This window comes from Achromobacter veterisilvae (assembly GCF_037619525.1).
Lineage (GTDB): Bacteria > Pseudomonadota > Gammaproteobacteria > Burkholderiales > Burkholderiaceae_B > Achromobacter > Achromobacter veterisilvae.
In genome coordinates this window covers 1,848,690-1,861,689 of the sequence record NZ_CP148753.1, presented here as the reverse complement: position 1 = coordinate 1,861,689, position 13,000 = coordinate 1,848,690, and the positions used below count along the sequence as shown (strand labels likewise).

The window sequence follows — 13,000 nt, the reverse complement described above, 5'->3', positions numbered from 1 at the left end:
GCATGTTCAAACGCTTCGTTCTCCTCGTCCTGTGCCTGGCGCTGGCCGCCTGCGGCCGCGCGCCCGACGCCGACGCGCTGCGGGCCGACGTCGAACGCAGCCTGGCCGCCGCCTACGGCGAAGGCCTGTTCCGGATCGCCGAACTCAAGCGCATGGGATCCGCCGCCGACAACGGCGCCCCCGCGGGCGAGACCCGCCGCGTGGTCTATTACGACGTCGCGCTCGACCTGGACCGCGACGTCTCGCTGGGCGCCTGGGACCAGCCCGGCGCGGCCTCGCTGGTCACGCTGCTGGGCGCGGGCCCGCGCAGCATCAGCGGCGTGAAGTCCGGCGGCAACCAGGCCGGCGACCGCATCGTCGCGCACGCCAGCGCCATCTACCGCCAGGAAGGCAAGGCCTGGACGCTGGTGACCCCGGCCGGGTTCAAGGCGGCCGAAGCGCCCAGCCTGGATACCGGCGCGCCGCCGCCGGTCACGCGCCAGTTGCTGGACACGCTGGACCAGATCACCCATTCCGTCGCCTACAGCGCCTCCAGCACCGCGCAGCACGTGGTGCAGCAGGAACTGGAGCGCTCGGTGGCCCGCATCCACGGCCGCCTGTCCCGCCTGCAGCAAGGCTATCCCCTGGCCGGCGGGCCGGACCGCGGCGAATACGTGGCGTTCGCGCGGGCCTTGAGCGACGTGGCGCGCGCGCAGCAGATCCGGGTCTCGCCGCTGATCACGGGCGGCGGCGCCGAGAACATCGCGCTGCTGCGCAGCGGCGACGCGGTGGTCGGCCTGGCGCAGGCCGACACGGCGCGGCTGGCCTATGATGGCAAGGGGCCGTTCGCCTCCCAGGGGCCGTTCACCGGCCTGCGCGCCCTGGGCAGCCTGTATCCGGAACTGGTGCACATCGTCGTGCGCGACGATGCCGCCCTGCGCGGCGTGCGCGACCTGAAGGGCAAGACCATCGCGCTGGGGCCGGAAGGCTCGGCGGTGCGCGCCACGCTGGAGGCGGTGCTGGCGGCGCACGGGCTGCAGGCCGGCCGCGACTACACCGTCGCCAGCACGCCGTTCGCGGCTTCCCTGCCCGCGCTGAATTCGGGCGAGGTCGACGCGGCCGCCCAGGTGATCGGCGTGCCCGCGGCGCCGCTGCGCGACGCCCTGACCCAGGCCCGCCTGAAACTGCTGCCGCTGGATCCGGCCGCCATCGCGTCGCTGACGGCCGCGGACAGCGCCCTGATGCCGCTGGACATCGCCGCGGGCACCTATCCCAACCAGGCGGAACGGATACCCACCGTGGGCATGGCGGCGCTGCTGCTTACCACCGCCGACCTGACCCGGGACGAAGCCCTGACGATCGTGCGCGCCGTCTACCTGACGGGGCAGGACCTGCTGGCCGCCGGATCGGCGCAGGGCGCCCAGGTATCGGTCGCCACCGCCCGGCGCGGTTTGACCGTGCCGCTGCACGACGGCGCCCTGGAAGGCCTGGCGGCGCTGGAGCACGGCAAACCGCGATGAGGCCGTTGCGCTTATGATGGCGCTCCTCGTCAGGAATATCCATGAACAAATTCGATCTGCAGAAAAACCAGGCCCTGAAGCTGGCCGGCCAGCTCAAGCAGGCGGGCACGCCGGACCGCTACGGCACCGCGTCGCACGCGCTGGACCGCCGCGAACAGCGCAAACTGGACCAGGCCGCGGGCCTGGTGCCGTTCCCGCTGAAACTGTCCCAGGCCGACGCCGACAGGCTGCGCGCCGCGGCGGCCGAACGCGGCGTCTCCACCAACGACATCGTGACCGAGGCGCTGCGCAAAGCGCTGGGCGAATAGCGCGATGCACATCTGGGTCGATGCCGACGCCTGCCCGGCGGTCATCAAGGACATCCTGTTCCGCGCCGCGCAACGCTGGCAGACGCCCCTGACCCTGGTGGCCAACCAGCCGCTCTACACCCCGCCCTCGCCCCTGATCCGCGCGGTGCAGGTGCCGCGCGGTTTCGACGTCGCCGACGCGCACATCGCCGAACGCGCCGAAAAGGGCGACCTGGTGATCACCGGGGACATCCCGCTTGCCGCGCAGGTGCTGGAGAAAGGCGCGATGGCGCTGAATCCGCGCGGCGAACGCTATTCGCCGGAGACCATCCGCGAACGGCTGGCCGTGCGGGACATGATGGAAGAATTGCGCGCGAGCGGCGTGGACACGGGCGGCCCGGCGTCGTTCAGCCACGCCGACCGCAAGGCGTTCGCCAACCAGTTGGACACCCTGCTGGCGCGCGCGGCGCGCCAGCGCTGAGTAGCCGGCCCGGCCTTCAATAGAAGGTAATGTAGGCCTTGTAGATGATGGTGCCGATGGCGGTGATGAGGCCCAGGCCCATCAAGCCCATCCCGATGTTGCGGTCGCGCAGCCCGAAACCGACCAGCATGAGCGCCACGCCCGTGACGATGATGATCAGCATGGTATTGGTATTCGGGGGCATCGCCTTCTCCTGTTCGTCCCGGCCCGGCTCCCGGCCAGGCCTTTGTCATCAATGATAGACAGGCCAGCACGCGATGCGGCTCAATCGATGAAGGCCCGCTTGCGTCAAATCAAGAGAAGGGTAATGAATGGGGCGAGCCTGCGCAATGGCTTGCGCGCAGATACCGTGGCCAAGCCGCCACCAAGGCAAAAATAAAAACAAAAAAGCCAACCTCGCGGTTGGCTTTTTGCTTTGCGTCTTTCTTGCCTGGACTTTTTACCTTGATGCCGACAACGGCAAGCTTGGCGCAGGCGTTGTCTCTCAAGGGTCTTTGGTGGGTAGTACTGGGTTCGAACCAGTGACCCCTGCCGTGTGAAGGCAGTGCTCTACCACTGAGCTAACCACCCCGAAAGAGGCGAAATATTAGCACGTTTTTTTGAACGTGTGCAAGCAGGCCTCAAAAAGAATTCAAACAGCCGCCACCGGCGCGTCCATCTTGCGCCAGACGCACTCCCCGCCCACGGACTTGTCCAGCGCGGCCAGATAGGCCTCGTGTTCGGCCAAGTCTTCGTCGCTGGCCTTCAGCACGGGCAGGCCCGAGGCGTCGAACCTGGCCAGCACGACGCCGTTGCCGCCGGCGCTGCCGCCGTCGTCCACGTCGATCAGGAGCGCGTCCTGGCCGCGGGTCATGGCCAGCCAGACTTCCGCCAGCAACTGCGAGTCCAGCAAGGCGCCGTGCAGCGTCCGGTGGGCGTTGGAAATGCCGAAGCGGTCGCACAGCGCGTCCAGCGAGTTGCGCTTGCCGGGGAACATCGAGCGCGCGTGCAGCAGCGAATCGGTGACCGTCTCGCAGAAGTCCGTGACCGGGCCGCGTCCGGTCTTGGCGAGTTCGGCGTTGAAGAACTTCACGTCGAACGCGGCGTTGTGCGCGATGAGTTCCGCGCCCTGGATGAACTTGACGAATTCGTCCGCGACCTCGGCGAAGCGGGGCTTGTCGGAGAGGAATTCCGTGGTCAACCCGTGCACCGCCAGCGCCTCGGGATCGCTGTCGCGGTCCGGATTCAGGTAGATGTGCAGGTTGTTGCCGGTGGACATCCGGTTGACCAGTTCCACACAGCCGATCTCGACGATGCGGTGGCCCTGGGCGGGATCCAGTCCTGTGGTTTCAGTGTCAAAGATGATCTGGCGCATATAACGGCTATTCCGACGCTTGGGCGGGCGAGGCCGGCGGCGTGTGCGGGGCCGGAGCGGGGTCCGGATGATGCGCTGCGCTGCCGGCCTGGCCGGGTTTCTTGCGTGTGGTGGCAATCAGCGTGTAGGCCACCGGCACGACGAACAAGGTCAGTAGTGTACCCAGCATCAGCCCGCCGACCAGAACCCAGCCGATCTGCTGGCGCGATTCCGCCCCCGCGCCCGAGGACAGCGCCAGGGGCACGGTGCCCAGCACCATGGCGCCGGTCGTCATCAGGATGGGGCGCAGGCGCAGCACGCTGGCCTCGGTGACGGCTTCGAACAGTTCCTTGCCCTCGTCGCGCAACTGGTTCGTGAATTCGACGATCAGGATGCCGTGCTTGGTGATCAGGCCGACCAGCGTGATCAGGCCGATCTGGCTGTAGATGGACAAGGTGCCCCCGGTCAGCCACAGCGCCAGCAGCGCGCCGGTCATGGACAGCGGCACCGACAGCATGATGATGAACGGATTGCGCCAGCTCTCGAATTGCGCCGCCAGCACCAGGTAGATGAAGGCCAGCGCCATCGCGAAGACCAGGTAGATGCTGCCGGAGGAATCGCGGAATTCGCGCGACTGGCCGTCCAGGTCGGTAATGATGGTGTTGGGCAGCACGTCGCGCGCCACCTGGTGCATGTGCGTCAGGACCTCGCCCAGCGCATAGCCCGGCGCCACGGCGCCGTCGATCTTCACCGCGCGCAGCCGGTTGAAGTGGTTCAGCGACTGCGGCGACACGCCTTCGTGCACACCCAGCAGGTTGTCCAGTTGCACCATGCTGCCGTCGCGCGCCCGCACGTAGATGCCCGAGATGTCGGTGGGATTGGCGCGGTCGCGCGGCGTCACCTGGACGATCACGTCGTACTGTTCGCCCTCGTCCTTGTAGCGCGTAACCTGGCGGCCGCCCAGCATGGATTCCAGCGTCCGGCCCACCGTGTCCACGTTGGCGCCCACGTCGGCCATCTTGTCGCGGTCCACCCGCACGCGCAGTTCGGGCGTGTTCAGGCGCAGGTCGGTGTCCAGGTTGATCAGGCCGGGATACTTGCGCAGCTCGGTCAGGAACACTTCGGTCAGGCGCGCCAGTTCCGCGTACGAAGCCTGGCTCATGATGATGAATTCCACCGGCTTGGAGCGCGCCGACTGGCCCAGCGACGGCGGGTTGGTCGGGAAGGCGCGCACGCCCGGCAGCGAGGCGAACTGCGGCTGCAACTGCTGCGTGATGGCCTGCTGCCTGCGGCCGCGCTCTTCCCAGGGCTTCAGGCGCAGGATGGCGGTGCCGTCCGTCACGGTGGGGAAGCCCACGGTCACCTGGCTGCCGCTGGCCTCGGGGATGTCGGAATAGAATTTCTCGATGCCCAGCATGCTCTCGAGCGTGTAGTTCAGCGTGGCGCCTTCCGGCGAGCTGACGATGCCGAACACCACGCCGCGGTCTTCGATGGGCGCCAGTTCGCTCTTGACCACCTTGAACAGCACGCCGCTGGCGGCCGCGACCGCGATGCCGATCGCCACCACCAGCCAGCGGTGGCGCAGGGACGCCGCCAGCACGCGCCGGTAGCCGCGGCTCATGGCGTCCAGCCAGCCTTCGATCAGGTTGTACCAGCGGCTGTGGCTGCTCTGGTGGCGCAGCAGCACCGAACACATCATGGGGGTGAGCGTCAGCGCCACGAAGCCCGACACCAGCACCGCGCCGGCCAGCGCCAGCGCGAATTCGATGAACAGCCGCCCCGTGCGGCCCGTGGCGAACGCCAGCGGCGCATACACGGTGACCAGCGTCATCGTCATCGCGACCACGGCGAAGCCGATCTCGCGGGATCCGCGCAGGGCGGCTTCCTTGCGCGGCATGCCGTCCTCGATGTGGCGGAAGATGTTCTCCAGCACCACGATGGCGTCGTCCACCACCAGGCCGATGGCCAGCACCATGGCCAGCAGGGTCAGCGTGTTGATCGAAAAGCCGAACAGGTACATCAGCGCGCAGGCGCCCACCAGCGATACCGGGATGGTGACGATGGGGATGATGCTGGCGCGCAGGTTGCGCAGGAAGAAGAAGATCACCAGCACCACCAGCACGATGGCCTCGCCGATGGTGTGGAACACGGAGTCGATGGAGCGCTCGATGAACACCGACGAGTCGTACGCGATGTTCAGTTTCATGCCGGCCGGCAGGTTCTCGTTCAGGCGGGCCACCTCTTCCCGCGCCGCCTTGGACAGTTCCAGCGGGTTGGCGGTGGATTGCCGGGTCACGCCGATGTTGATCGCGGGCTTGCCGTTGAAGCGCGACAGCACGCGGTCGTTGGCGGCCCCGATCTCCACCTTGGACACGTCGCGCAGGCGGACCGGATAGCCCTTCACGTTGGCGACGATCACGTCCTCGAACTGCGCCGGCGTCTGCAGGTCGGTCGAGGACACGACCGAGAACTCGCGCGCGCGGGACTCGATGCGGCCGGCCGGGATCTCCACGTTCTGGCTGCGCAGCGCGGCTTCCACCTCCTGCACGGTCAGGCCGTAGGCGGCCAGCTTGTCGCGGTCCACGTAGATGCGCATGGACGGCAGGCGCTCGCCGAAGACGCGCACTTCCGCCGCCCCGGGCAGCACCGACAGGCGGGTCTTGATGTAGCGGTTGATGTAGTCGGACGTCTGGATGGCGGAATACGTGCCGGACTCCACCGCGATGTAGATGATGGGCTGGGAATCCGCCTCGACCTTGCCGATGATGGGTTCGTCGATCTCGTCGGGCAGGAAGCGCCGGGCTCGCGACACCTTGTCGCGGACTTCGGCCGCGGCCGCGTCGGGGTCGCGGGACAGGTTGAACTTGATGTTGATCAGGCTGCGTTCGGAGCGGCTGCGCGAGGTCATCACGTCCACGCCCTCGATGCCGGCGAGCTGGTCCTCCAGCGGCTTGGTCACCTGGGATTCGATCACCTCGGGCGAGGCGCCCTTGTAGGTGGTGTCCACCGAGACGATGGGCTCGTCGATCTTCGGATATTCGCGCACGGTCAGGCGCGAATACGAAATCAGGCCGATCAGCACGATGATCAGCGACAGGACCGACGCAAACACCGGCCGCTTGATGCAGGTTTCCGAGATACGCATTGCGCTACCGCCAAAAAGGGAAAAGGGGCGGCGTCACGCGCCGTTGCCCAGCACGGTCACGGGCGCGCCGTCCGTCACGCGCTGCAGGCCGGACACCACCAGGTGGTCGCCCGCCGCCACGCCGGTCAGGATTTCCACGCGGCCTTCGCGGCGCTCGCCGATCGTGACCTCGCGCCGCTCGGCCACGCCGTTCTTGACCCGGTAAACGTACTGCGTTTCTCCCGAGGGCGATAGCGCGGCTTCCGGGGCGACCAGGGCCTTGTCCTGGCTGAACAGCAACTGCACCCGGGCGAACATGCCCGGACGCAGCACGGCGTCCTTGTTGGCGACGGTGGCGCGCAGCAGGATGGAACGGCCGCCGGCGTCGACCAGCGGGCTGACGGCGTACACCACGCCCTGCCGCTCCTGGCCCGGCAGCGCGTCCAGGCGCAGGGTCAGTTGCTGGCCCACCCCCACCTTGCTCAGATACATTTCCGGGACGCGGAAGTCCACCTTGAGCGGGTCGATCGCCTCGAGCGGAGCCAGGTCCTGGCCCTGGTTCACGTAGTCGCCCACGGACACGCTGCGCAGGCCTACGATGCCGCCGAACGGCGCCGTGATCGTCATTTTGTCCAGCCGCGCCTGCGCCAGCGTCACGGCGGCCTCCTGCACCTTCAGCGTGCTGGCCGCCTCGTCGCGGGCCTGCTGGCTGACGAAGCCCTTGCCCTGCAGCTCCACGGCGCGCCGGTAATGGCTCTGCGCCAGCGTGAGGTTGGCCCGCGCCTGGGCCAGTTCGGCGCGCGGCACCGAATCGTCCAGGCGGAGCAGGACGTCGCCCCGCTTCACCGGCTGGCCTTCCTTGAACTCGATGGACTGGATGCGGCCGGCGACTTCCGGCCGCAGCACGACGGATTCGTCGGAACGCAGGCTGCCCACGGCCGACAGGCCGCGCGCGAACGGGATTTCCTTGACCGCGGCCACTTCGACCCGGACAGGCGCGGCGGGCGTCGCGGAAGAATTGGCGACGCCGGAGGCGGCCTGGGTGGGAGTCGCTCCGGGCGCGAGCCAGCGCGGCACAAAAATACCGAGCGCGGCCCCCGCGGCCAACCCTGCCGCTACGGCGGCCAGCAGTACTGCTTTTTTCATGCGCGAATGTCGCGGTATCGCGGCGCGGGCAGAACTAACCCCGCCCGGACGGCCCCGCAGGAACAGGAATGAGGGTTGGCACTTTAGCACCCGAATTTACATACTGGAACAATCCAGAAGCCGGATGAAAGAACTAAATTTGCCCTGAAAGGCGGATTTGAGGGTATATCCCAATGCCGCCGCCGGCCGCCCGGATGGGATCAGGCCCGCCGGGCCACGTCCACGCCCAGGTTCGCCAACTGGTCGGCCCGTTCGTTGCCGGGATCCCCGGCGTGCCCGCGGACCCAGCGCCACGACACGGTATGGCGGCCCACCTGCTCGTCCAGCAACTGCCACAGTTCGGCGTTCTTGACGGGTTTCTTGTCCGCCGTCATCCAGCCGCGCCGTTTCCAGTTGGCCAGCCACTCCGTCATGCCCTTCATCACGTACTGGGAATCCGTGTGGATGGTGACCACGCACGGGCGCTTGAGCGCCCGCAGGCCCTGGATGACCGCCAGCAGTTCCATGCGGTTGTTGGTGGTCTGGAGTTCGCCCCCATGCAGCGTCTTCTCGTGGCTGCCGGCGCGCATCAGCACGCCCCAGCCGCCCGGGCCGGGGTTGCCCTTGCAGGCGCCGTCCGTCCACATTTCCACTTTCTGCTCGTTCGCTTTGCTGTCCTGCATGGTGCTGCCTGGTTGTCCTTTTCGTGCTGAATCCATTGCGGCCGGCCGCTCAGCGGCGGTCGAGGCCGTCGTCCGCCTGGCGATTGACTACCACCGATGCCGCCCGCGCGCGCTTGGGCTTGGTCTTCCAGGCGGGGCCAATGATACGCATGCCGGCCACGCGCTTGACGGCGGACACCAGATAGACGGCGCCGCCCACGCTCCACCAGCGGGCGCCCGCCGATTCCAGGAAGGCCCAGCGCTGCAGCCACTTTTCGCTGCGGCAGGCCGGCGCGTAGCAGCCGAAATGGCTTTCCTCGACCTCCAGCGACAGCAGCTTGAACCAGTCCTTCAGGCGCGGCAGCGACACCTGGGACGAGGGCGGCTGGGGCAGCCAGGGCTCCATGCCCGGCATGCGCGTGCGCGCCCCCCACATGCTCCAGGGATTGAAACCCGAGATCACGACGCGCCCTTCCGGCACCAGCACGCGCTCGACCTCGCGCAGCACGTTGTGGGGGTCCTGGGTGCATTCGAAGGCGTGCGGCAGGATCAGCAGGTCCACGCTCTGGGATTCGAACGGCAGGGCCTCGGGCTGGGCGATGACCACCCGGGACTGCCAGCCGGCCGCGCCGTCCGCGGACGGCGCCTCGGTGCCCACGTATCCCTTGAACGGCATGCGGTTGGCGCGCAGCAGATTCATGTCGGCCAGGCCGACCTGCCAGGCGTAATATCCGAATACGTCCGCGACAGCCGCGTCGAACTGCGCCCGCTCCCAGGCCAGGACGTATTGTCCTGGCGGCGTCTGGAACCATTCGGCCAGTTCTACAATCGGCGGAGTATCTTCTGCCACGTTCTATTCCTTCGAATCCCATGCAAGCCTTGACCGCCCCTTCAGGCGGCCGCGAGCCCAACGCCGCGGTCTTGCCGCTACCCGCCTTCACCGACAACTACATCTGGGCGATCGTCCGCGACGGCCAGGCCGCCGTGGTGGATCCCGGCGAGGCCGGCCCGGTGCTGCGGCTGCTCGAGCAGCAAGGCTTGAGACTGCGCGCCATTCTACTCACGCACCATCATGGCGACCACGTCGGCGGCGTTTCCGAATTGTCCCGCATCGAGGGCATCACCGTATACGGCCCGGCGCGGGAGCGCCTGCCGCGCTGCGACGTGCCGCTGGCGCAGGGCGACCGCGTGACGATACCGGAACTCGACCTGGACCTGAGCGTGCTGGACGTGCCGGGCCACACGGCCGGCCACATCGCCTACACGGGCCGGGCGGCCGGCCTGGAACCCGTTCTGTTTTGCGGCGACACGCTGTTTGCGGGGGGCTGTGGCCGGCTTTTCGAGGGAACTCCCGCGCAAATGCATGATTCCTTAGAAAAATTTTCCGTTTTACCGCCAGATACACAGGTTTTTTGCGCACACGAGTACACTCTAGCGAACTTGCGCTGGGCGTCGGCAGTCGAACCGGCCAACCGCAACCTGCAGCAATGGCATCAGCGGGCCCGGCAATTACGAGCAGAAGGTCTTCCCACGCTTCCATCGACCATCGGTCAGGAACGCGCGACCAATCCGTTTTTGCGCACGCAGCAAATCGAGGTCGTCCGCGCGGCAGAACGCCGGGCCGGCCACAGCCACGCTACGCCGGTAGAGGTCTTTGCCTCCCTTCGTGAATGGAAGAACGAATTCAAGTGACAGCCCGATGAATCTATCCCGACTCCTTCTGCCGCTCATGCTGGCAGTCCTCGCCGGTTGCGCAGGAACCAAATCCCCCGACAGCAAGAACCTCACCACCAATTCCCAAGGGCGCTACATCGCCCGCGACACCTCCAGGACGGTCGATCTCACCAATCCGCCCGCCGACGCCTGGGACCGCATCCGCCGCGGTTTCGCCATCCCCAACCTGAACACCGACCTCTCGCAGCAGTGGACCGACTATTACGCGTCCCACCCCGAGTCGGTGCAGCGGATGGCGGAACGGGCCGGCAAGTACCTGTATTTCATCGTCGACGAGATCAACCGCCGCGGCCTGCCGACGGAACTGGCGCTGCTGCCCTTCGTCGAAAGCGCCTACAACCCCACGGCGCTGTCGCGCGCGCAGGCCTCGGGCCTGTGGCAGTTCGTGCCGGCCACCGGCCAGCACTTCAACCTGAAGCAGGACTGGTGGCGCGACGAGCGCCGCGATCCCATCGCCTCGACCAACGCGGCCCTGGACTACCTGGAAAAACTGTTCGAAATGCAGGGCGACTGGTACCTGGCCCTGGCTTCCTACAACTGGGGCGAAGGCTCGGTGCAGCGCGCCATGGCCAAGAACGAAGCGGCCGGCCAGGGCACGGACTACCTGTCCCTGAACATGCCCGACGAGACCCGCAACTACGTTCCCAAGCTGCAGGCCATCAAGAACATCATCGCCGACCCGCAGCGCTACGCGGTGGCCCTGCCCCCGGTCGGCAACACGCCCTATTTCGTGACGGTGCAGAAGAACAGCGACATCGACCTGGAAATCGCCGCCAAGCTGGCCGAAATGCCGCTGGACGAATTCAAGGCGCTGAATCCCTCGTTCAACCGCCCCGTCATCCGCGGCGACCACGGCCCCACCCTGCTGCTGCCGGCCGACCGCGTCGAGATCTTCAACGCCAACCTGACCAACTACAAGGGCGACCTCAGCGCCTGGAAGATCTACCACTCGCGCCGCGGCGAATCCTACGCCTCGATCGCCAAGCGCTTCGGCGTGACCGAAGGCCGGCTGCGGGACATCAACGACATCGGCTCGCGCCAGAAATCCGCCTCCGGCCAATCCCTGCTGGTGCCCGGCGAACCCGGCACCGGCGGCGTGCAACTGGCCTCGCTGGCGCCTCCCGTGGGCGCCCTGGATTCGGCGCCGGCCAACGACAAGGCCGCCGCGCCGCGCGGCCGCGCCGCGCAGGCGCCGGCCGCCCGCGCCGCCAGCGGCCGTCCGAACGTCCGCACCCACAAGGTCCGCCAGGGCGACACGCTGTTCTCGCTGGCCAAGCAGTACGGCACCTCGGTCGACGCCCTGCGCGCCCTGAACAACATCAAGGGCAGCGCCCTGAAGGTGGGCGCCCAGTTGCGGGTGCCGGGCACCAACGCGCGCGGCTGATCGCGCCGGGAACGACAAGAGGGCGCACCCCGCGACGGGCGCGCCCTCTTACTTTTCATCGCGGGGCCGCCAAATTCCTTAAAATAGGCGGTCTCCAGAAGGAAAAAATCAAAGGATAGATATATGGGCTTTCTCGCCGGCAAGCGCATCCTGGTCACCGGGGTGCTTTCCAACCGATCCATCGCCTACGGCATCGCGCGCGCCTGTCACCAGCAAGGCGCCGAACTGGCGTTCACCTACGTGGGCGACCGCTTCAAGGAACGTGTGGCCGAATTCGCCGCCGAATTCGGCAGCAACATCGTGCTGCCCTGCGACGTGGCCGAAGACAGCCAGATCGAAGCGACCTTCGCCGAGCTTGGCACGCACTGGGACGGCCTGGACGGCCTGGTGCATTCCATCGGGTTCGCGCCGCGCGAAGCCATCGCCGGCGACCTGCTGGACGGCTTGTCGCGCGAAGCCTTCCGCATCGCGCACGACATCTCGGCCTACAGCTTTCCCGCCCTGACCAAGGCCGCGCTGCCGCTGATGGAAGGCCGCAACGCCTCCGTGCTGACGCTGACCTACCTGGGCGCCGAACGCGTGGTCCCGCACTACAACACGATGGGCCTGGCCAAGGCCTCGCTGGAAGCCAGCGTGCGCTACCTGGCCGCGGCCCTCGGCCCGCGCGGCATCCGCGCCAACGGTATTTCCGCCGGCCCCATCAAGACGCTGGCCGCCAGCGGCATCAAGGACTTCACGGCCATCCTGAAGTTCGTGGAGGCCCAGTCGCCCCTGCGCCGCAACATCACCATCGAAGACGTGGGCAACGTCGCCGCCTTCATGCTGTCGGACCTGGCCGCTGGCGTGACGGGCGAAATCACCCACGTGGACGGCGGTTTCTCGACCGTCGTCCCGGGCATGGAAGACTGATCGACGGCGCGGGCGGCGCCCGCGCCGCGCCCGGCCGCTCAGGCCGGCCGCACCACCACGGTGGACACCTGCACGTCCACCGCGGTCATCAGCTTGTGGACCGGGCATTTCTCGGCCACCGCCAGCAGTTCGTCGATCTGCGCATCGGACAGCTCGCCGTGCAGCGTCAGCTTGGCCGTCAGCCGGTAGACGCCCTTGCGCTCTTCGCCGGCATCGCGCACTACCTCCACCCCCACCGACTCCAGCGGCAGGCCCTTGCGCTGCGAATAGACCATCAGGGTCATCGCCTTGCAGCCGCCCAGCGCGGTATCGAAGTAATCATGCGGATCGGGGCCTTCGCCCTGCGGCTGCGGCATCGCCAGCGGAAGTTCATGGCCTTCGGCCACGGCGGTGAACTGCAGGGTGTTGGGCGCATTCTGGCGCACGCGGATGCTCATGGATCGGACCTCCTGGGATTGGCTC

At 67.5% G+C, this 13,000-nt stretch carries 14 protein-coding genes and 1 tRNA gene; 6 read left to right on the top strand and 9 right to left on the bottom strand.

Annotated features, from left to right (window positions below; all coding sequences use genetic code 11):
• Positions 1-2: 2 nt before the first annotated feature.
• The 3 genes from WHX56_RS08635 to WHX56_RS08625 are packed head-to-tail and all read left to right on the top strand — an operon-like array spanning position 3 to position 2,267.
• The gene (locus WHX56_RS08635; RefSeq protein WP_338880994.1) at positions 3-1,499 is read left to right on the top strand and encodes a TAXI family TRAP transporter solute-binding subunit; all 1,497 of its coding nucleotides are present in this window, start codon (positions 3-5) and stop codon (positions 1,497-1,499) included.
• A 41-nt stretch (positions 1,500-1,540) separates the two neighbouring features.
• Positions 1,541-1,807, top strand: a complete 267-nt coding sequence (locus WHX56_RS08630; RefSeq protein WP_287756545.1) for a hypothetical protein — start codon at positions 1,541-1,543, stop codon at positions 1,805-1,807.
• 4 nt (positions 1,808-1,811) lie between these two features.
• Positions 1,812-2,267: a YaiI/YqxD family protein gene (locus WHX56_RS08625; RefSeq protein ID WP_129242399.1), complete on the top strand. Its 456-nt coding sequence runs from the start codon at positions 1,812-1,814 to the stop codon at positions 2,265-2,267.
• Between the two features lie 16 nt (positions 2,268-2,283).
• Here the strand turns inward: WHX56_RS08625 and WHX56_RS08620 are convergent, their stop codons facing one another.
• The 8 genes from WHX56_RS08620 to WHX56_RS08585 form a co-directional block, all read right to left on the bottom strand.
• Positions 2,284-2,451 carry a hypothetical protein gene (locus WHX56_RS08620; protein ID WP_087881433.1) on the bottom strand — a complete coding sequence of 56 codons (168 nt, stop codon included), beginning with the start codon at positions 2,449-2,451 and terminating at the stop codon, positions 2,284-2,286.
• Positions 2,452-2,560: 109 nt separating this feature from the next.
• Positions 2,561-2,755, bottom strand: coding sequence for a hypothetical protein (locus tag WHX56_RS08615; RefSeq protein ID WP_338880993.1), 195 nt, complete (start codon positions 2,753-2,755; stop codon positions 2,561-2,563).
• Positions 2,756-2,762: 7 nt separating this feature from the next.
• Positions 2,763-2,837, bottom strand: a tRNA-Val gene (locus WHX56_RS08610).
• 61 nt (positions 2,838-2,898) lie between these two features.
• Positions 2,899-3,621, bottom strand: coding sequence for a DNA polymerase III subunit epsilon (gene dnaQ / locus WHX56_RS08605; RefSeq protein WP_129242398.1), 723 nt, complete (start codon positions 3,619-3,621; stop codon positions 2,899-2,901).
• Positions 3,622-3,628: 7 nt separating this feature from the next.
• A complete protein-coding gene (locus tag WHX56_RS08600; protein WP_287756547.1) occupies positions 3,629-6,745 on the bottom strand; it encodes an efflux RND transporter permease subunit in 3,117 nt (1,038 codons plus the stop codon).
• Between the two features lie 33 nt (positions 6,746-6,778).
• On the bottom strand, positions 6,779-7,870 hold the full coding sequence (locus WHX56_RS08595; RefSeq protein ID WP_338880992.1) for an efflux RND transporter periplasmic adaptor subunit: 1,092 nt from the start codon (positions 7,868-7,870) through the stop codon (positions 6,779-6,781).
• A 200-nt stretch (positions 7,871-8,070) separates the two neighbouring features.
• Positions 8,071-8,532 (bottom strand): ribonuclease HI, encoded by a 462-nt coding sequence (gene rnhA / locus WHX56_RS08590; protein WP_338880991.1) that lies wholly within the window; start codon positions 8,530-8,532, stop codon positions 8,071-8,073.
• Positions 8,533-8,581: 49 nt separating this feature from the next.
• Positions 8,582-9,361 carry a class I SAM-dependent methyltransferase gene (locus tag WHX56_RS08585; RefSeq protein ID WP_129242394.1) on the bottom strand — a complete coding sequence of 260 codons (780 nt, stop codon included), beginning with the start codon at positions 9,359-9,361 and terminating at the stop codon, positions 8,582-8,584.
• Positions 9,362-9,381: 20 nt separating this feature from the next.
• On the opposite strand from WHX56_RS08585, the gene gloB reads away from it, so the two are divergent.
• From gloB to fabI, 3 genes are all read left to right on the top strand, one after another.
• Positions 9,382-10,203, top strand: a complete 822-nt coding sequence (gene gloB / locus WHX56_RS08580; RefSeq protein ID WP_129242393.1) for a hydroxyacylglutathione hydrolase — start codon at positions 9,382-9,384, stop codon at positions 10,201-10,203.
• Positions 10,204-10,210: 7 nt separating this feature from the next.
• Complete coding sequence (locus WHX56_RS08575) at positions 10,211-11,629, top strand: transglycosylase SLT domain-containing protein (protein WP_338880990.1); 1,419 nt, start codon at positions 10,211-10,213, stop codon at positions 11,627-11,629.
• Positions 11,630-11,752: 123 nt separating this feature from the next.
• Complete coding sequence (gene fabI / locus WHX56_RS08570) at positions 11,753-12,538, top strand: enoyl-ACP reductase FabI (protein ID WP_129242391.1); 786 nt, start codon at positions 11,753-11,755, stop codon at positions 12,536-12,538.
• 38 nt (positions 12,539-12,576) lie between these two features.
• Here the strand turns inward: fabI and WHX56_RS08565 are convergent, their stop codons facing one another.
• Positions 12,577-12,975: an OsmC family protein gene (locus tag WHX56_RS08565; protein WP_129242390.1), complete on the bottom strand. Its 399-nt coding sequence runs from the start codon at positions 12,973-12,975 to the stop codon at positions 12,577-12,579.
• Positions 12,976-13,000: the final 25 nt, after the last annotated feature.

Coding starts and splice junctions, on each gene's coding strand:
- WHX56_RS08620 (WP_087881433.1), bottom strand. CDS start 2,451: ATGCCCCCGAATACCAATACCATGCTGATCATCATCGTCACGGGCGTG.
- WHX56_RS08595 (WP_338880992.1), bottom strand. CDS start 7,870: ATGAAAAAAGCAGTACTGCTGGCCGCCGTAGCGGCAGGGTTGGCCGCG.
- gloB (WP_129242393.1), top strand. CDS start 9,382: ATGCAAGCCTTGACCGCCCCTTCAGGCGGCCGCGAGCCCAACGCCGCG.
- WHX56_RS08630 (WP_287756545.1), top strand. CDS start 1,541: ATGAACAAATTCGATCTGCAGAAAAACCAGGCCCTGAAGCTGGCCGGC.
- rnhA (WP_338880991.1), bottom strand. CDS start 8,532: ATGCAGGACAGCAAAGCGAACGAGCAGAAAGTGGAAATGTGGACGGAC.
- WHX56_RS08575 (WP_338880990.1), top strand. CDS start 10,211: ATGAATCTATCCCGACTCCTTCTGCCGCTCATGCTGGCAGTCCTCGCC.
- WHX56_RS08625 (WP_129242399.1), top strand. CDS start 1,812: ATGCACATCTGGGTCGATGCCGACGCCTGCCCGGCGGTCATCAAGGAC.
- WHX56_RS08600 (WP_287756547.1), bottom strand. CDS start 6,745: ATGCGTATCTCGGAAACCTGCATCAAGCGGCCGGTGTTTGCGTCGGTC.
- WHX56_RS08635 (WP_338880994.1), top strand. CDS start 3: ATGTTCAAACGCTTCGTTCTCCTCGTCCTGTGCCTGGCGCTGGCCGCC.
- WHX56_RS08565 (WP_129242390.1), bottom strand. CDS start 12,975: ATGAGCATCCGCGTGCGCCAGAATGCGCCCAACACCCTGCAGTTCACC.
- fabI (WP_129242391.1), top strand. CDS start 11,753: ATGGGCTTTCTCGCCGGCAAGCGCATCCTGGTCACCGGGGTGCTTTCC.
- dnaQ (WP_129242398.1), bottom strand. CDS start 3,621: ATGCGCCAGATCATCTTTGACACTGAAACCACAGGACTGGATCCCGCC.